Annotated in this window: 15 protein-coding genes and 1 pseudogene; 9 read left to right on the forward strand and 7 right to left on the reverse strand. The window is 73.7% G+C overall.

The features are described from left to right. Window positions 1-10: 10 nt before the first annotated feature. Together IEJ02_RS18140 and IEJ02_RS18145 are read right to left on the reverse strand one after the other, a co-directional pair. Window positions 11-973, reverse strand: a complete 963-nt coding sequence (locus IEJ02_RS18140) for a DUF6397 family protein (protein ID WP_191065827.1) — start codon at window positions 971-973, stop codon at window positions 11-13. Between the two features lie 98 nt (window positions 974-1,071). Continuing rightward, window positions 1,072-1,476, reverse strand: a complete 405-nt coding sequence (locus tag IEJ02_RS18145) for a roadblock/LC7 domain-containing protein (RefSeq protein ID WP_020865999.1) — start codon at window positions 1,474-1,476, stop codon at window positions 1,072-1,074. A gap of 119 nt (window positions 1,477-1,595) precedes the next feature. On the opposite strand from IEJ02_RS18145, the gene IEJ02_RS18150 reads away from it, so the two are divergent. Then, the gene (locus IEJ02_RS18150) at window positions 1,596-2,024 is read left to right on the forward strand and encodes a PPOX class F420-dependent oxidoreductase (protein ID WP_137981617.1); all 429 of its coding nucleotides are present in this window, start codon (window positions 1,596-1,598) and stop codon (window positions 2,022-2,024) included. Between the two features lie 53 nt (window positions 2,025-2,077). On the opposite strand, the gene IEJ02_RS18155 is transcribed toward IEJ02_RS18150, so the two are convergent. Both IEJ02_RS18155 and IEJ02_RS18160 read right to left on the reverse strand, forming a co-directional pair. After that, window positions 2,078-3,271 carry a zinc-dependent alcohol dehydrogenase gene (locus IEJ02_RS18155; protein WP_191065828.1) on the reverse strand — a complete coding sequence of 398 codons (1,194 nt, stop codon included), beginning with the start codon at window positions 3,269-3,271 and terminating at the stop codon, window positions 2,078-2,080. Then, window positions 3,240-3,758 carry a roadblock/LC7 domain-containing protein gene (locus tag IEJ02_RS18160; protein ID WP_191065829.1) on the reverse strand — a complete coding sequence of 173 codons (519 nt, stop codon included), beginning with the start codon at window positions 3,756-3,758 and terminating at the stop codon, window positions 3,240-3,242. Before IEJ02_RS18160 ends, IEJ02_RS18155 begins: the two co-directional genes overlap by 32 nt. Before the next feature lie 242 nt (window positions 3,759-4,000). On the opposite strand from IEJ02_RS18160, the gene IEJ02_RS18165 reads away from it, so the two are divergent. The 3 genes from IEJ02_RS18165 (at window position 4,001) to IEJ02_RS18175 (ending at window position 6,153) form a co-directional block, all read left to right on the forward strand. Then, on the forward strand, window positions 4,001-4,621 hold the full coding sequence (locus IEJ02_RS18165) for a class I SAM-dependent methyltransferase (RefSeq protein ID WP_191065830.1): 621 nt from the start codon (window positions 4,001-4,003) through the stop codon (window positions 4,619-4,621). 95 nt (window positions 4,622-4,716) lie between these two features. Next, complete coding sequence (locus IEJ02_RS18170; protein ID WP_191065922.1) at window positions 4,717-5,253, forward strand: PadR family transcriptional regulator; 537 nt, start codon at window positions 4,717-4,719, stop codon at window positions 5,251-5,253. Window positions 5,254-5,355: 102 nt separating this feature from the next. Beyond that, entirely contained in the window at window positions 5,356-6,153 is a 798-nt protein-coding gene (locus IEJ02_RS18175; protein WP_137981614.1) for a hypothetical protein, read from the forward strand. 392 nt (window positions 6,154-6,545) lie between these two features. On the opposite strand, the gene IEJ02_RS18180 is transcribed toward IEJ02_RS18175, so the two are convergent. Then, window positions 6,546-6,728: a tail-anchor membrane protein gene (locus tag IEJ02_RS18180; RefSeq protein ID WP_137981613.1), complete on the reverse strand. Its 183-nt coding sequence runs from the start codon at window positions 6,726-6,728 to the stop codon at window positions 6,546-6,548. Between the two features lie 142 nt (window positions 6,729-6,870). On the opposite strand from IEJ02_RS18180, the gene IEJ02_RS18185 reads away from it, so the two are divergent. The 3 genes and pseudogenes from IEJ02_RS18185 to IEJ02_RS18195 form a co-directional block, all read left to right on the forward strand. Then, window positions 6,871-9,807: an SCO1167/SCO6262 family helicase gene (locus tag IEJ02_RS18185; RefSeq protein ID WP_191065831.1), complete on the forward strand. Its 2,937-nt coding sequence runs from the start codon at window positions 6,871-6,873 to the stop codon at window positions 9,805-9,807. After that, entirely contained in the window at window positions 9,804-11,093 is a 1,290-nt protein-coding gene (locus IEJ02_RS18190) for an SWIM zinc finger family protein (protein ID WP_191065832.1), read from the forward strand. The genes IEJ02_RS18185 and IEJ02_RS18190 overlap by 4 nt, the downstream gene beginning before the upstream one ends. Window positions 11,094-11,633: 540 nt before the next feature. Then, a pseudogene (locus IEJ02_RS18195) lies at window positions 11,634-12,629 on the forward strand (pectinesterase family protein); the annotation flags it as partial. A gap of 130 nt (window positions 12,630-12,759) precedes the next feature. Here IEJ02_RS18195 and xylA read toward each other — a convergent pair. After that, a complete protein-coding gene (gene xylA / locus IEJ02_RS18200) occupies window positions 12,760-13,932 on the reverse strand; it encodes a xylose isomerase (protein WP_191065834.1) in 1,173 nt (390 codons plus the stop codon). 118 nt (window positions 13,933-14,050) lie between these two features. Here xylA and xylB point away from each other — a divergent pair, with 118 nt between their 5' ends. Continuing rightward, entirely contained in the window at window positions 14,051-15,508 is a 1,458-nt protein-coding gene (gene xylB / locus IEJ02_RS18205; RefSeq protein WP_223864032.1) for a xylulokinase, read from the forward strand. Between the two features lie 70 nt (window positions 15,509-15,578). Then, window positions 15,579-16,877 carry an ROK family transcriptional regulator gene (locus IEJ02_RS18210; protein WP_191065835.1) on the forward strand — a complete coding sequence of 433 codons (1,299 nt, stop codon included), beginning with the start codon at window positions 15,579-15,581 and terminating at the stop codon, window positions 16,875-16,877. On the opposite strand, the gene IEJ02_RS18215 is transcribed toward IEJ02_RS18210, so the two are convergent. After that, window positions 16,858-17,346, reverse strand: coding sequence for a GNAT family N-acetyltransferase (locus IEJ02_RS18215; protein WP_369075649.1), 489 nt, complete (start codon window positions 17,344-17,346; stop codon window positions 16,858-16,860). The genes IEJ02_RS18210 and IEJ02_RS18215 overlap by 20 nt on opposite strands. Window positions 17,347-17,406 lie beyond the last annotated feature (60 nt).

The following is a 17,406-nucleotide window of genomic DNA, read 5'->3' on the forward strand; positions in this document are numbered from 1 at the left end:
GCGCCGTGACTCATCGCCTGCCGATCAGCTTCTGCCACAGGCTCCGCGGGCGGCCCGGAACCGGGGTGTGGTCATCGAGCGTCGGCTCCGGCCCGGCGTCCGGGCGCGGCGCGGACCGGGCCCGGCGGGCGTCGTCCAACGACGAGGCGAGGGCGGCCCGATAGCGCCGGATCTCCCGTGGATCGTCCGCCGTGACCACCGTGTCGATGACATCCCGGACCGCACCCGCATCGGGGCGCGTCCGGACGAGCGCGGGGCGGAGCTCCCGCAGATGCGCCCGCTCATACGGATCGGCCACGGCCGAGGCCAGCTCGACGGAGCCCAGCACCGAGGCCAGGACCGCGGCCCGCTCCCAGGGGTCCTCGGTCTGGGCGAGCAGCTGGCCGATCCTGCGGCTGCGCCATTTGGCGGCCCGCCAGTCCTCCCCGGCGGCCAATGCGGCGCTCAGCCCCGGCGGCGTGCGGCCGCTCAGCAACTCCGGCTGCCTGACGGCGAACTCGGTCAGATCCGACGCCAGATAGAGCCATACGACGGCCCGATAGCGATTGACATAGAACCGGACGGGGGCGAAGAAACCCCCGCGCGCGAGGCGGGTCAGCCGCCCCTGGGTGATGCCGAGCAGCTCCGCGCCCTCCGCGGTGCCGACCACGCGGAGACGGGCGATGAGCGCTTCCGGGAAGCCCTCGGCGGCGGTCACCCGCCTCAGCTCCTCGCACGCCACCCGCCGGCCCAGATCGGTGGTGACGGTGCGCACCTCCCCCAACTGAACGGCCAGCTCGAACTGGCGCGTGGTGAGCCCCAGCGCCCGGGCCGCCGCGCCGAACGCGACGCTCTCGCCCGATCCCCCCGGCCCCGCCGGCCCGCCAGGGTCTCCCGGCCCGCTCGCCCGTCCCGGCACGCTCGGCTCGCCGAGCCACTCCGGGCTCCACGGCCCCTGGCTCTCCCGCAGCTCCTGATCCACCCGCACTGCCATGCGACGTCCTCCCCCGCACTGCCTCAATCACTGACAGTGACGACGATAGCCGCGAAGCAAGACGGTCGGTCAGGCCTGTGGATAACTTCCGCGCGGCATCAGCTGGGCGCTCCGCTCTCCTGCCTGGCCTCGACCCCCAGGTGCTCCCCCACCCGGTTGACCAGCAGCGCCATCTCGTAGGCGACCTGCCCCACATCCGCGTCCGGCCCGGTGAGCACGCACAGACAGCTGCCGTCCCCCGCCGCCGTGACGAAGAGGACGCCCTCGTCGAACTCGACCATCGTCTGCCGCACCCGGCCCGTGCGGAAGTGGTGCCCGGATCCCTTGGCGAGGCTGTGCAGCCCGGACGCCACCGCCGCCAGGTGCTCGGCGTCCTGGCGCACCAGCGTGGAACTCGCCCCCGTCACCAGCCCGTCGTTGGACAGCACCAGCGCGTGCCGTATCTCCGCGATCCGCTCGGTCAGGTCGTCCAGTAACCAGTCGAGCCCCTTGTTCACTGCCATATCCGATTCCTCCCCGATTCCCCTTCAGCTGCGTGCCAGCCTTTCTCACTGCCGCCGTCTGGGCAACCCACCCCGCCCGGCACCCCACGCTTGTGCGCTGATTGACGCAGGATGGGGACATGGCACAGAACATGACCAAGGATCAGTGGCAGAAGTTCGTCACGGAGGGCACTCGCACCGCGAAGCTGGCGACGGTGCGGGCCGACGGAAGTCCGCACCTCGCCCCCGTGTGGTTCCTGCTCGACGGCGACGACCTCGTCTTCAACACAGGTCAGGAGACGGTCAAGGGACGGAACCTGGCCCGGGACGGCCGGCTCACCATCTGTGTGGACGACGACAGGCCGCCGTTCGCCTTCGTCACCCTGCGGGGACGCGCCGAGCTCATCGACGATCTGGGGCAGGTCCGCGACTGGGCCACCCGGATCGCCGCCCGTTACATGGGCGAGGACCGGGCCGAGGAGTACGGCGCCCGCAATGGCGTGCCGGGCGAGCTGCTGGTCAGGGTGCGCATCGACAAGGTGCTCGCGCTCTCCGGGGTCGCCGAGTAGCGAGATTCGACCGAAATCCAACCCTTCATGACGCACCCCGGCCCATCCGACGTTTACGGGCGCATGAGGATCTTTATCGCACCGTCCTCCTTGTGCTGGAACATCTCATAGGCGCGGGGTGCCTCTTCCAGTGGCACGCGATGGGTGGCGAACCCGTCGACGCCCAGCGGGTCGTCGTCCGTCAGCAGCGGGAAGATGTCGTCGGCCCAGCGCCGCACGTTCGCCTGGCCCATCCGCAGCTGGATCTGCTTGTCGAACATGGTCATCAGAGGCAGCGGATCGGCCATCCCGCCGTAGACCCCGCTGAGGGAGATCGTTCCGCCGCGCCGCACCAGCGCGATGGCCAGCCGCAGCGCCGCCAGCCGGTCGACCCCGGCCTTCTCCGTGAGCTTGGCGGCCCATTCCCTCGGCAGGAGACCCGTGGCCCGCTGGGCGGTCCGGCCCAGCGGGCTGCCGTGGGCCTCCGTCCCCACCGCGTCGATGACCGCGTCCGGTCCTCGGCCGCCGGTGGTGGAGAGGACGGCCTCGACCAGGTCCTCCTGGCCGGAGAAGTCATTGAGGTCATGGACCTCGACGCCGTCGGCGCGCGCCCGGCGCAGCCGTTCGGGGACGAGGTCCACGCCCATGATCCGGTCCGCCAGACCCTGGACCTTCGCCACCCGGCAGGCCATGAGCCCGATGGGGCCCAGCCCCAGGACCGCGAGCGTGCCGCCGCGCGGCAGCTCCGCGTACTCAACCGCCTGCCACGCCGTGGGCAATACGTCGGACAGATAGACGTAGCGGTCGTCGTGGACTCCTTCGGGCACCTTGATCGGGCCGTACTGGGCCTGCGGCACCCGCAGATACTCCGCCTGGCCGCCGGCCACCGCGCCGTAGAGCTTGGTGTAGCCGAAGAGCTCAGCCCCCATTCCGTGCTCGGTGACCTGGGTGGTCTCGCACTGCGTCGGCAGACCGGAGCGGCACATCCAGCAGTGTCCGCAGGCGATCTGGAACGGGACCACCACGCGGTCGCCTGGCTTGATGTGCGTCACCTCCGGGCCGGTCTCCTCCACGATGCCCATGGGCTCGTGGCCGAGGATGTCACCGGGGGTCATGAACGGCGTGAGCACCTCGTACAGATGAAGATCGGACCCGCACAGCCCCGTGGTGGTGATCCGGACGATCGCGTCCGTCGGCTCCTTGATGATGGGGTCGGGCACCGTCTCGACCCGCACATCATGTCGGCCCTGCCAGGTCACCGCTCGCATCGCCGCATCCCTTCGCCGTAGTCGTGGGAATGATCTTCCGGGGCCCCTTCCGGGTACCCCGGCGCATCCGGCCGAACCGTCGGCGGGGCCATGGACGGCGCCGCCGGTCCACCAGGTCCACGAGCCGGGTCGTGTCCTCAGCGATCACGGCCGGCTCGGCACCCGCGGTGCCCAGCACGGCCAGGCAGGCGCCGTCGGCCAGCGCCGCGACGAAGAGGGTGCCCGCCGCCATCTCGATCATCGTCCGCCGGGGTGGGCCACCGCGCCCCCGGCGCCCTGCGCTCGCGGCGATGCCGTGGAACCCGGAGGCGACGGCGGCCAGGTGCTCGGCCTCATGGCGGGAGAGCCCACCGGACGCGCTGACCGTCGCCCCGTCCCGGGAGAGCACCACGGCATGGCGTACGCCTGCGGCCCCGGCCACCAGATCGTTCAAGATCCGGTCGAGATCGGCCATGGAGCGTGCGGCGGTGCTGCGCGGCTTGGTCATGGGCGGTCTCCCTCGGTCGGGATGCGCCGCGCCGTGCGGCGCTCCAGGTGTTCCCCCTGGGTCAGGGACGCTAGCCCCGGCGGGGGCGCACATTGAGGGCGCATTACGGAACCTGTTGAAAATTGACAGAGTCAGATGCCAGAGCGATCGATAAGCGTCCGAATCTGCACTCGATGCGGGCGTAGGCTGCTTGCTCAGCGCAGCGTCCCACCGTCGTATCCCAGGTGTCCCGAGGAGTTCCCGTGCCCCATGAGCCCTCCCACGGAAACAGCGCGGCCGATGTACGGGACTTCTTCACCCCCCGAGCCGCCGACTGGGACCGCCGCTTCCCGGACGACGGCCCCGCCTACGCCGCCGCCGTCGCCGACCTCGGGCTCCGCCCCGGGGACGCGGTGCTCGACGCGGGGTGCGGAACGGGGCGTGCGCTGCCCGCGCTGCGCGCCGCGGTCGGCCCCGGGGGGACGGTCCTCGGAGTGGACCTCACACCCGCCATGCTGGACGCCGCCCTGCGCGAGGGCCGGGACGGCTTCGCGGGCCTCGCCCTCGCCGATGTGGCACGGCTGCCGCTGCGCGACGGCCGCCTCGACGCGGTGTTCGCCGCCGGGCTGATCTCCCACCTCTCGGACCCCCGCGAGAACCTGCGCGAACTGGCCCGGGTGGTGCGCCCCGGCGGGCGGCTCACGCTGTTCCATCCGGTGGGCCGGGCCGCTCTCGCCGCCCGCCACGGCCGCGCCCTCACCCCCGACGACCTGCGGGCGGAGCCCCAGCTGCGGCCGTTGCTGGCGGACGCCGGCTGGCGGCTGGAGTCGTACACCGACGAGGACACGCGTTTTCTGGCGCTCTCCGTCCGCGAAGTCGACTGAGTAGGTCGCTCAAGGATCGCGTCGGGCGGCGACAATACATCGATGTCGATGTAGCGCCTCAGCGAGGTACAGCGGCCATGCGGCACAATGCGGCCATGCTCGAACTCGCCATCCTGGGCTTCCTCCATGACGCCCCGCTGCACGGCTATGAGTTGCGCAAGCGCATCGCCGCGCTGACCGGACATGTGAAACCCGTGGCCGAGTCCACCCTCTACCCGGCGGTCAAGCGGCTGGAGAGGGCCGGTCTGCTGGCCCGCCGGACCCAGCCGGGCGCGGGGGCCGCGCCCCGGCACGTGCTCACGCTGACCGCCGAGGGGCAGACGGAGCTGCGCCGCCGCCTCGCGCATCCGGCTGACGTCGACATCACCGACGAGAACCGCTGGTTCACCGTGCTGGCGTTCCTGCGCCACCTCGACGACCCGTCGGCCCAGACGGAGGTGCTGGAGCGCCGGATGGCCTTTCTGCGCCAGCCGTCGAGCTTCTTCTACGAGGGCGACCGCCCGCTGCGGGCCGAAGAGGTCGAGGATCCCTTCCGGCGCGGCATCCTCACCATCGCCCGCGCCACCAGGCAGGCCGAACTGTCCTGGCTGCGGCGCACGCTGGACACGCTCCGGGCGGCGACCGACGGCTGAGGGCCGACCGCCTCCCGATGTCTCGACTCCGTGGCTACTGGGTGGTTAAGGTGCGCGACGACGGATCGCTCATCGGATCCGCATGCGCAGGAGGAGGCTGTCGTGCCCGCCACGGAGGAGTCACGCGACGAGGCGCTGTATGTGCTGACCGCGGTGCTGCTGACACCCGCTCAATTCCCGAGCGTGCTCGGCGACGACTATCCCGAGGCATGTGCCGCGCTCGGGCTGGAGCCGTACGAGACCGGCTACGGACTGGTGCTGGGGCAGGACGGCGGCGGCGCCCGCTGGACGGTGGTCACCGACGATGTGTCGCTCGTGGCCATCGCCATCGCGACCTGGGACTGCGGCATGGAGTACGCCCTGGCCATCGAAGACCGCACGGTGGTCGCCTCGCTTCCCGGCTGGCCGCTCGCGGTGGCCGTGGCCGCCCCGGGCGTACCGGCTCCCCATGACCCCGCGCCCGACCCCGAGCTGGGGGAAGACGCCTCCCGGGCGCCGCTGTCGCCACCGGACTCCGAGCGGTGGGGCCCGGCCCAGCGGCGGCTCGGCGCCGACGAGATCGCGCTCCAGTGGGCGATCTGGCGTGAGCAGGTCGACAGCGATGTGACGTTCGTGTCCCCGGGCGAGAAGCCGCACGGGGGCGTGCGGCGGGTGCTCGAGGAGGCGCGTGGCTATCTGGACTCACCCCCGCCGCTGGGGCGGGTCCGCTCGGCGTTCGCCTCCGGTGACGCAAGGACGCTCCGGGCCGACGGGCCGGGCTGGAGCATGGTGGCCCGGACCGACGACATCGCGTTCGTGCTGCTGGACGACGCACCGGGCGAGGTGCTGCCGGTCGGCCGCGGCCCCGAGCTGCCGGGGCTGCTGACGGCTCTGGACAAGCTGGCCGTGCGCCCGCACTGAGACCTTGACGCCCCGCCCTTCCCGCTCCCGTACGGGGTCGGTCAAGGCTGCCGCCAGGAGCCGGTCAGCGATGCCGTCCGGGCCGGTCGGGCACGCCGGGTCCGGGCCGGTCGGACACGCCGACGCGGGTGATTCCGCGCCCTTACGGTCGCCGCGGCCCTCTCAAGCCCGGGTCCGGACGCTGCTCCGGGCCTCGGCGGAGCCCAAGGGGGCATGACCGCTCCCCAGCCGGCCGGGCCGGAACGGGGTCGCGGGCGGTCCGCGATCGGTACTGCGCGGTCACTCCCGGCTGCGCTCCGCCCGTGGCCCCTGGCCCAGCCGGCCGCCTTCCGCGGCCGCGCTCGGCGGCCCGGCCGCTTCAGCGGCCCAGCTGCTTCAGCGGCCCAGCTGCTTCAGCGGCCCAGCTGCTTCCGGGTGACCCTGTTCAGCCTGCGGCGCTGGGAGGGGTCCAGCAGCAGATAGGCCGCCGCCGGCACTCCCACCATCACCAGCAGCGCCGCCCAGAAGGGCAACACCCAGAGCAGGATCACACCCGCCACCACACCACCGGTGGCGACCTTCGCGCGTGTGGACATCTCACCCGCCTCCTTCGCGGCCCATAGCCGCACTCACTCCACACAACGGACACCGGCGGCACCCGGTTCCTCCTCGCGCCGTGATCCTGTACCCTCGGGCGGCCCGGGCTCGACTAGTCAAATTTGAGGAACGCTCAGCGCTGTGACACCACCCTCCGCGGCAACACCCTCCGACATCGCCGAACTCTCCCGCTGCACCGCCGTTTTCCTGCCCGGCGACCCGGCACGCACCGGCCGGGTCGCCTTCTGGCGGCCGGACGGCGCGCCTCCTTCCGGTCCCGCCACCGGCTCCACCGAGGAGCTGACGGTCGTCGTCCCGGTGGACGGCGCCGATGACGATCCCCATGACGACCCCACCGGCCTCGACGTCCAGACGCGTACCGTAAGGGCGCTCGTGCTGCCCCTGGGCGACGCGCTGCCGGTGCTCACCCGGGCCCGGGCGCGGGCCGCGCAGGCCGGTCCGGGGCAGTGCGACCCCGCCACGGCCTTCTGGGGCGCCGCCGCCGTACTCGCCCTCCAACTCGCGGCCCGCGGAAGGCTGCTGCCCGGACTCAGTGCCACCGACCACGACGCCTGGCGCGTCGGCCCGCTCGCCCCCGACGATCTGACGCGGGTGCGCGAGCTGGCCGCCGCCATGCCGCCCACGGCGCACGCGACCCCGCTGCCCGTCTCCGGGCCGGTGCTGCTGCCCGAGCCCGAGCGGCATCTGCGGGCGTTCCTGGACGCGGTGGCGGACGGGCTGCCGCGCTCGCCCGCGGCGGCGCTGGCCGCGGGCGGCCCCGCCTTCGCCGCCCCGGCGCCACGGCGGCTGCCCGAACAGCGCGCCTGGGCCGCCGACGTGGCCGCCGGGCACGACGCGGGGGTGCGGCTCTCGATCCGTATCGAGCTGCTGCACGGCGTCGGTGGGAACGGTAAGGCGGACGGGCCGCGCTTCCGTGCCGTCCTCCAGCTGCACAGCCTCACCGACCCGGCGCTGGTCGCGGACGCCGCCGATGTCTGGGCGGGGACCTCGCCCATCGCCCCGGCCCTCGGTCCGCGCGCCCGTATGGACGCCCTGCTGACCCTGCGGCGCGCGGCCCGCGCCTGGGCGCCGCTCACCCCGCTGCTGTCGGCCGCCGTGCCCGACGCCCTCGACCTCGCCGACGAGGAGGTCACCGAGCTGCTCGGTCCGGCCGCCGGAGCGCTGGACGCCGCCGGTGTCCAGGTGCACTGGCCCAGGGAGCTGGCCCGCGGGCTCACCGTCCGCGCCGTCATCGGCCCGGACGGCGACGACGAGGCTCAGGACGACGCCGGGCCCCGGTTCCCCGCCTTCCTCTCCGCCGACGCGCTGCTGCGGTTCAGCTGGCGGTTCGCCGTAGGCGACCAGGAGCTCACCCGTGCCGAGCTCGACCGGCTCGCCGAGGCCAGCCGGCCGGTGGTACGGCTGCGCGACCAATGGGTCCTCCTCGACCCGGAGGCGGCGCGCCGGGTCCAGGACCGGCAGGACCGCAAGCTCACCCCTGCCGACGCCCTCGGTGCCGTCCTTACCGGTCGCACGGAGGCCGACGGCACCGATGTGGAGGTGCGGGCCACCGGCTGGCTGGAGGCCCTGCGGGACCACCTCGCCGACCCCGAGGGGACCGCCGGTGCCCAGCGGACGCCCGTGTCCCAGCCCGCCGCCCTGGCCGCCACACTGCGCGACTATCAGCTGCGCGGCCTGGACTGGCTGGTCCGGATGACCTCGATCGGCCTCGGCGGCTGTCTCGCCGACGACATGGGGCTCGGCAAGACCATCACCCTCATCGCGCTCCATCTGCACCGCATGGGCATCCCCGAAGCCTCCGGACCCACTCTGGTGGTCTGCCCCACCTCGCTGATGGGCAACTGGCGGCGCGAGATCGAGCGGTTCGCGCCGGGCACCCCGGTGCGCCGCTACCACGGCTCCGCGCGCAGCCTGGACGGCCTTGCGGACGGGGAGTTCGTCCTCACCACCTACGGCACCATGCGGCTCGACGCCCAGCGGCTGGCCGAGGCCGGACCGTGGGGCATGGTGGTCGCGGACGAGGCGCAGCACGTGAAGAACCCGTTCTCGGCGACGGCGCGGCAGCTGCGCACCATCGGCGCGAAGGCCCGGGTGGCGCTCTCCGGAACCCCCATCGAGAACAACCTCTCCGAGCTGTGGGCGATCCTCGACTGGACCACGCCGGGAGTGCTGGGCACCCATGGCGCGTTCCGCAGGCGCTACGCCCAGGCCGTGGAGAGCGGAAGCGACCCCGAGGCCGCCGCGCGGCTGGCGAAACTGGTCCGCCCCTTCCTGCTCCGGCGCCGCAAGTCCGACCCCGGTATCGCCCCCGAGCTGCCGCCCAAGACCGAGACGGACCGGGCCGTGGCACTCACCAAGGAGCAGGCCGGGCTCTACGAGGCGGTGGTGCGCGAGATCCTCGCCGAGATCTCCGGCACCGGCGGCCTCGTCCGGCGCGGACTCATCGTCAAGCTCCTCACCGGTCTGAAGCAGATCTGCAATCACCCGGCGCAGTATCTGAAGGAGGACCGGCCGGTGATCCCCGGGCGCTCCGGCAAGCTGGAGCTGCTCGACGAACTGCTGGACACCATCCTGGCCGAGGGCGCGAGCGTCCTGGTCTTCACCCAGTACGTCCAGATGGCGCGCATCCTCGAGGACCACCTGGCCACGCGCGGGGTGCCGGCCCAGCTGCTGCACGGCGGTACGCCGGTGGCGCGGCGCGAGGAGATGGTGCGGCGCTTCCAGGACGGCGAGGTCCCGGTGTTCCTGCTGTCGCTGAAGGCGGCGGGCACGGGGCTCAACCTCACCCGGGCCGGTCATGTCGTGCACTACGACCGCTGGTGGAACCCGGCCGTCGAGGCGCAGGCCACCGACCGCGCGTACCGCATCGGCCAGACCCAGCCGGTGCAGGTCCACCGCATCATCGCGGAGGGGACCGTGGAGGACCGCATCGCCGCGATGCTGACGCGCAAGCGGGAGCTGGCGGACGCCGTGCTCGGCTCCGGCGAAGGCGCGCTGACCGAACTGACCGACTCCGAGCTGGCGGAGCTCGTGGAGCTGAGGGGGACCGAACGATGAGCCGTACCGAGTCCGAGCGCACCTTCGCCGCACTGCCGCCCGCCCGTGGCCGCGGCTTCGCCCGCACCTGGTGGGGCCAGGCGTGGCTGAAGGCCCTGGAGGACACGGCGCTGGACGGCGAGCAGCTGAAGCGCGGCCGCAAGCAGGCGCGCGAGGGAGCGGTGGGAGCGGTGTGCGTACGCCCCGGCCGGGTCACCGCCGTGGTGCGGGACCGCGACCGCACGCCGTACCGGTCCGATGTGCTGCTGCGGGAGTTCACCGACGCGGAATGGGACCGGCTGCTGGGGGTGGTCGCGGACCGCTCCGGCCATATCGCCGCCCTGCTGGACCGCGACATGCCCCCGCAGCTGGCCGAGGACGCGGCGGCCGTGGGCGTCGAACTGCTGCCGGGGATAGGCGATCTGGAGCCGGAGTGCGGCTGCGAGGCGTGGGACCACTGCCCGCACACGGCCGCGCTGTGCTACCAGCTCGCCCGGCTGCTGGACGAGGATCCGTATGTGCTGCTCCTGATGCGCGGACGCGGGGAGCGGGAGCTGCTGGACGAGCTCCAGGTGCGCAGCGCGGCGCGGGCCGCCCGGCACCTTCCGCAGCCGGCGGAGGACGCCGCTCCCCCGGCCCCTCCCCCGGCCCCGGAGGGCGTACCGGCCCGGGAGGCGTTCGCCGCGCCCGGGCCGCCCCCGCTGCCCGAGCCCCCGCCCGCCGTCGCCGCGCCCGGCCGCCCTCCGGCGCTGGCGGGCGGCACGGAGCCGGCCGAGGGGCTGGACGTGGCCGCGCTGGAGTTCCTGGCGGCGGACGCCGCGGTACGCGCCCAGCGGCTGCTGGCCGAGGCGCTCGCGCCCGGCCACGCCGCCTCCCCGGTCCCGGCCGCGCTGACGGTGTGGGAGGACACGGTGCGGCTGACCGCCGCCGGTCCCCCGGCCCCGATCGCCGCCCGGCTCGCGGCCGGCTGCGGGCGCGACCGCGCCGATCTGGCGCGGGCCGTCCGCGCCTGGGAGGACGGCGGGGCCGCCGCGCTCACCGTGCTGGAGGAGGAGTGGACGCCGGACCCGGATGCCCTCGCGCGGGCCCGCGCCCAGCTCGCGGCCGCCTGGGAGGGGGACGAGCAGGCGCCCCGGCTGCGCGCCACGGCGAACCGCTGGACGGTGGTGGGCGCCGATCTCCAGGTGCGCTACGGCCACGACGGCCGCTGGTGGCCGTACCGCAGGGAACGCGGCCGCTGGTGGCCCGCGGGCCCGGCCGGACTCGACCCGGCGGCGGCGCTGGCGATGCCCGGCTCCGACGGCTGACGCGGTGCACGGCCGGTACCGGTGGCGGTGTCCCTCCGCCACCGGTACCGGGCCTCGGGCCTCGGGCCTCGGGCCTCGGGCCAGGAGGTTCGCCCGATCCCGATAGCGCTGCCGGTGCTGCCGGTAAGGAAGGCACGAGGTCCGGCCTCAGGGAAGCAGCGAGCCCGGCCGCCCGTACGGAAGGGGTGAGGCCCGGGCCGTCGCCCCGGCTCGCGGAGCGGCCGAAATACGCCTCGCGGGCCAGCCCGTACGGGCTGCCGGACCATGGTTCGGCGTTGCCCCGTCCGATGCGGCCGGTGACCGTGGACGAGACAGGCCGAAGATCCAGCCGGAGCGAGGAGCCAGCCACGCCGAAGGCAGCCGGGCGGCAACCTTTGGGTTGCCCGTGGAGACCGTAAGGCGTCAACCACCTCGGCACGCCTCCACGGGACGGAGTCACCGACCATGACCCTCAGTCCACGGCGCCCCCGGCGCCGCCGCCCCGCTCCGCTCATCGGCTCCCTGGCCCTGGCCACCGGCGTCGGGCTCGCCGTCGCCCCGGCCCACGCCGCGACGCCCACGGCCGCCGCGCCCACGGCCGCCGCGGCGGCCACCATCGTGGTGGCCAAGGACGGCAGCGGCACCTACACCACCGTGCAGGCGGCCGTCGACGCGGTGCCGGCGAACAACCCGTCCGCCGTCACCATCTCCGTCAAGCCCGGTACGTACCGCGAGACGGTGAAGATCCCCGCCAACAAGCCGCACATCCGGCTGGTGGGGACCACGAGCAGCAAGAACGACGTGACGATCGTCTACAACAACGCCTCCGGCACCCCCAAGCCCGGCGGAGGCACCTACGGCACCAGCGGCAGCGCGACCGTGGCCGTCGAGGCCGATGACTTCCAGGCCCGCAATCTGCAGTTCGTGAACGACTTCAACGAGGGCAACACCAGCATCACCGACAAGCAGGCGGTCGCGCTGCGCACCGCGGGCGACCGGATCGTCCTGGACAACATCGGCGCGGTCGGGGACCAGGACACCCTGCTGCTGGACTCGGCGAGCAAGGACAAGGTCGGCCGGGTGTATGTCAACAACGCCTGGATCCAGGGAAATGTCGACTTCATCTTCGGCCGGGCCTCCGCCGTGATCAACAAGTCGGCGATCCGGCTCGTCAAGCGCTACGACGGCAGCTCCGGCGGCTATGTCGCGGCGCCCTCGACGGCGGCCGGGAAGAAGGGCTTCCTGTTCATCAACAGCAACATCACCGGAGATGTCAGCAGCCGGTCGTTCTATCTCGGCCGTCCCTGGCACGCGGGCGGCGACGCCAGTCTCGATCCGCAGGCGATCGTCCGCAATACGGATCTGTCAGCGGCGATCAAGACCACACCGTGGACGGACATGAGCGGCTTCTCCTGGAAGGACGACCGCTTCGCGGAGTACAAGAACACCGGCGCCGGTTCCGGTGCGGCGAGCACCGACCGGCCGCAGCTGACCGACGCCCAGGCCGCGGACTACGAGATCGCCGACTGGCTCGGCGGCTGGCAGCCGTCGTCCTGAGCGGTCGGCAGCCGGGGTCTTGAATCGGCTGCCGGAGCCCTGAGCCGGTGAGAGCCCCGGCCGCCGGTCCCGTCGGGGGGCGGGACCGGCGGCCGGACACGGCCGACCGGACACGATCAGTCGGACACGGTCAGCCGCGCGCGGCCAGCAGATGGTCCATGGCCAGCTGGTCGAGGCGCTCGAAGGCCATACCGCGCTCGGCGGCCGCCTCGACGTCGAAGTCCTCGAAGGCGGTGCGGTCCGCGAGCAGCGCCGCCGGGGTCTCGCCCTCGTCGAGGGTCGGCAGGCCCAGCTGGTCCAGGCGCGAGGCCCGCAGCGCCTCCTGGACCTCGGGGTCGGCGCGGAAGGCGGCCGCGCGCTCCTTGAGGATGAGGTAGTTGCGCATGCAGCCCGCCGCCGAGGCCCAGACGCCCGAGATGTCCTCGGTGCGCGGGGGCTTGAAGTCGAAGTGGCGCGGGCCCTCGTAGCCACCGGTCTCCAGCAGGTCGACCAGCCAGAAGGCGGCGCGCAGATCGCCCGCGCCGAACCGCAGGTCCTGGTCGTACTTGATGCCGTTCTGGCCGTTGAGGTCGATGTGGAAGAGCTTGCCCGCCCACAGCGCCTGCGCGATGCCGTGCGGGAAGTTCAGCCCGGCCATCTGCTCGTGGCCGACCTCCGGGTTGACCCCGTACAGCTCGGGCCGCTCCAGCCGCTCGATGAAGGCCAGGGCGTGGCCGACGGTCGGCAGCAGGATGTCGCCGCGCGGCTCGTTGGGCTTGGGCTCGATGGCGAAGCGCAGATCGTAGCCCTGCTCGGTGACATACGCGCCGAGCAGGTCGAACGCCTCCTTCATCCGGTCGAGCGCGGCGCGCACGTCCTTGGCGCCGCCGGACTCCGCGCCCTCGCGACCGCCCCAGGCCACATAGGTCTTCGCGCCCAGCTCGACGGCGAGGTCGATGTTGCGGATGGTCTTGCGCAGCGCGTAGCGGCGCACATCCCGGTCGTTGGCGGTGAAGGCGCCGTCCTTGAAGACCGGATGGGTGAAGAGGTTGGTGGTGGCCATGGGCACGGTCATCCCGGTGGCGTCCAGGGCCTGCCGGAAGCGCTTGATGTGCGATTCGCGCTCGGTCTCCGAGGCCCCGAAGGGGATGAGGTCGTCGTCGTGGAAGGTGACGCCGTACGCGCCGAGTTCGGCGAGCCGGGTCACGGACTCCACGGGGTCGAGCGCCGGGCGGGTGGCGTCCCCGAACGGGTCCCGGCCCTGCCAGCCGACCGTCCACAGTCCGAAGGTGAACCTGTCCTCGGGGGTGGGGTTGTAGCTCATCGCGGCTCCCTCGCCTATTTCGTCATGGCGCTTTACAAATTAGTATGCGCGAGCATTCCGGGGAAGCCCCGTACAGCCCGCACACCGCACGACCCATGGACGCAAGGGAGAGCGCGAGATGGCAGCAGCAGCCGTGCCCGTGCCGCAAGGACCGCTCGTCGTCGGCGTGGACAGCTCCACGCAGTCGACCAAGGCGCTCGTCGTCGACTCCGCGACCGGTGCGGTCGTCGCCCGAGGACAGGCCCCGCACACCGTCGGCGGCGGCAGCGACGGCACCGGTAAGGAGTCCGTCCCCGAGCAGTGGTGGGAGGCGCTCACCGAGGCGCTGCGCCAGTGCGGCACCCCGGCCCGGGAGGCGGCCGCGGTCTCCGTGGGCGGCCAGCAGCACGGTCTGGTCACGCTGGACGCCTCGGGCCGCTCGGTGCGGCCCGCCCTGCTGTGGAACGATGTGCGCTCCGCGCCGCAGCGCGACCGGCTCATCGAGGAGCTGGGCGGCCCCAAGACCTGGGCGGAGCGGATCGGCAGCGTGCCCCCGACGTCGTTCACCGTCACCAAGTGGGCCTGGCTCATGGAGAACGAGCCGGAGGCGGCCCGCGCCACCGCGGCCGTCCGGCTCCCTCACGACTACCTCACCGAGCGACTCACCGGCTACGGCACCACCGACCGCGGCGACGCCTCGGGCACCGGCTGGTGGGCCTCGGGCACCGAGTCCTACGACGAGGAGATCCTGGACCTGGTCGGGCTCTCCCCCGAGCTGCTGCCGCGCGTGCTGCGCCATGGCGAGGCCGCCGGGACCGTGCGGGAGCTGCCCGATCTGCCGCTGCCCACCGGCGCCCTGGTGGCCACCGGCACGGGCGACAACATGGCGGCCGCCCTGGGGCTCGGCCTGCGCCCGGGACAGCCGGTGCTGAGCCTGGGCACCTCCGGCACCGTCTACGCGGTCTCGGTGCACCGGCCCGCCGACCCCACCGGGGTGGTCGCCGGCTTCGCCGACACGCGTGACGCGTGGCTGCCGCTGGCCTGCACGCTCAACTGCACGCTCGCGGTCGACCGGATCGCGGCGCTGCTGGGCCGCGACCGGGAGGCGGTGGAGCCGGGCGGCTCGGCCGTGCTGCTGCCGTTCCTCGACGGTGAGCGCACCCCCAACCTGCCGCACGCCTCCGGGCTGCTGCACGGTCTGCGCCACGACACCACACCGGGCCAGGTGCTCCAGGCCGCCTACGACGGCGCCGTCTTCGCCCTGCTCACCGCGCTGGACCAGGTACTGGACGAGGACGCGTCGTCCGACGCCCCGCTGCTGCTCATCGGCGGCGGCGCCAAGGGCACGGCGTGGCGGGAGACGGTCCTGCGGCTGAGCGGACGCCCGGTCCAGGTGCCCCGGGCCGAGGAACTGGTCGCCCTCGGGGCCGCCGCCCAGGCCGCGGGGCTGGTGCTGGGCGAGGACCCGGCGGCGGTGGCCCGGCGCTGGTCCACCGCCGAGGGGCCGTCCTACGATCCGGTGCCCCGCGACGAGGCGGCGCTGGAGCGGCTCTCCCGGGTGCTGGCGGACGCGGACGGCCTGCTGCGCCACGCGTGAGCGCGCCGCGCCACGCGTGAACGCCGTACGGCGGCGGCCGGGCGCCCCGGTGTCGTACCGGCCCGGCACAATGAGCGGATCGGCCGAGAGGAGACGGATTCAGGTGGCAGCGCCACTGCCCAACACCCAGCAGGCGATGCGCCGGCGCAATCTCTCCCTCGTGCTGCACGCCGTGGCCGCCCACGGCCCGCTGTCCCGTGCCGCGGTGGCGGCGCGGGTGGGGCTCACCCGCGCCGCCGTCTCCACCCTCGTCGACGAGCTGATCCGGGACGGGCTGCTGGTCGAGCTGGGCCCCTCCCGGCCCGGCACGGTCGGCCGCCCCGGCAGCGCCCTCCAGCTCAACGAGCACGGTCCGGCCGGGCTGGGCGCGGAGATCGGGGTCGACCACCTCGCGGTGTGCGCGGTGGACCTCGCCGGGCGGGTACGGGCCCGTACGGAGCTCGCCTCGGCGAACCGCGACCGCGCACCGGACCCGGTACTCGCCCAGCTCGCCGGCCTGGTCCGGCAGGTCGCGGCGGAGGCGGAGCTGGGCGGGCTGCGGCCGGTGGGGCTGGCGGTGGCGGTGCCCGGCCTGGTGGCGCGGGACTCGTCGCGGGTCGTCCGCGCCCCCAACCTGGGCTGGGAGGGGGTGGACATCGGCCCCGAGCTGCGCGCGGCGCTGCCCGGTCTGCCGGTGACCGTGGACAACGAGGCGAATCTGGGCGCGCTCGCCGAGCTGTGGCGGGGCGGCCACGACCCGGCGCCCCGGGACTTCGTCCATGTCTCGGCCGAGATCGGCATCGGCGCCGCGGTCGTGCTCGACGGGCAACTGCTGCGCGGCACCCACGGTTTCGCGGGCGAGCTGGGCCATGTGCCGGTGCGTCCCGACGGGCCCGACTGCGCCTGCGGCGGGCGCGGCTGTCTGGAGCAGTACGCGGGCGAGGAGGCGGTGCTGCGGGCGAGCGGCCTGACCTCGGAGGAGGCCACGGCCCAGCACCCGGGCCCCGGCGGCCGTATCGCCGTGCTGGCCGTGCGGGCGGCGAGCGGGGACCAGCGGGCGCGGCGTGCGCTGCGCGGTGCGGGCTCGGCGCTCGGGATCGCCCTCGCGGGCGCGGTGAACCTCCTGGACCCGGAGAAGGTGGTGCTCGGCGGCGCGCTGACGCCGCTGGCGCCCTGGCTGCTGCCCGCCCTGGAGCGGGAGTTGGGCCGGCGGCTCACCGACCCGGCCCGTCCGGGCAGCGGGGCGGTGACCGTCTCCCGGCTCGGCCCGGACGGACCGCTGCTGGGCGCGGCCAGCTCGGTGGTGCAGGCGGTCCTCGACGATCCGGCGGGGTTCAGGGACCCCGCCGGGGCCGGTGAGCCGGCCGGGATCAGAGGAAGCGATGCATGATGTGCAGCCCCACATAGCCGTTCGTGGGGTGGGCGAACGCCTTGGGCACGGTGCCGATGACCTCGAAGCCGAGTGAGCGCCACAGCGCCACCGCCCGGGTGTTGCTCTCCACCACGGCGTTGAACTGCATCGCCCGGTAGCCCTCGGCGCGCGCCCAGCCCAGGACATGCTCGCCCAGGGCGCGGCCCACACCGCGCCCGCCGTGCTCGGGGGCCACCATGAAACTGGCCCCCGCGACATGCGCGCCGGGCCCCATGTGGTTGGGGTTCATCTTGGCCGAGCCGAGGACCGTGCCGCCGGGCTCGGTGGCGACGACGGTACGGCTCGGGGGCTCCAGCATCCAGATCTCGCGGGCCCGGTCCTCGTCCAGATCGCGGGGGTAGGTGTAGGTCTCCCCCGCGGCGACGATGCGGCGCAGGAAGGCCCAGATGGCGGGCCAGTCCTCGGCGGTGGCGGTCCTGATGAGCATGAGGGCCAGCATGGCCGTGCGGGCGGCGGCACGCGAGTGATTTTCTCCCCGCAGTGATTT

The organism is Streptomyces sp. 5-10 (assembly GCF_014712245.1).
Taxonomy (GTDB): Bacteria; Actinomycetota; Actinomycetes; order Streptomycetales; family Streptomycetaceae; genus Streptomyces; species Streptomyces violaceusniger.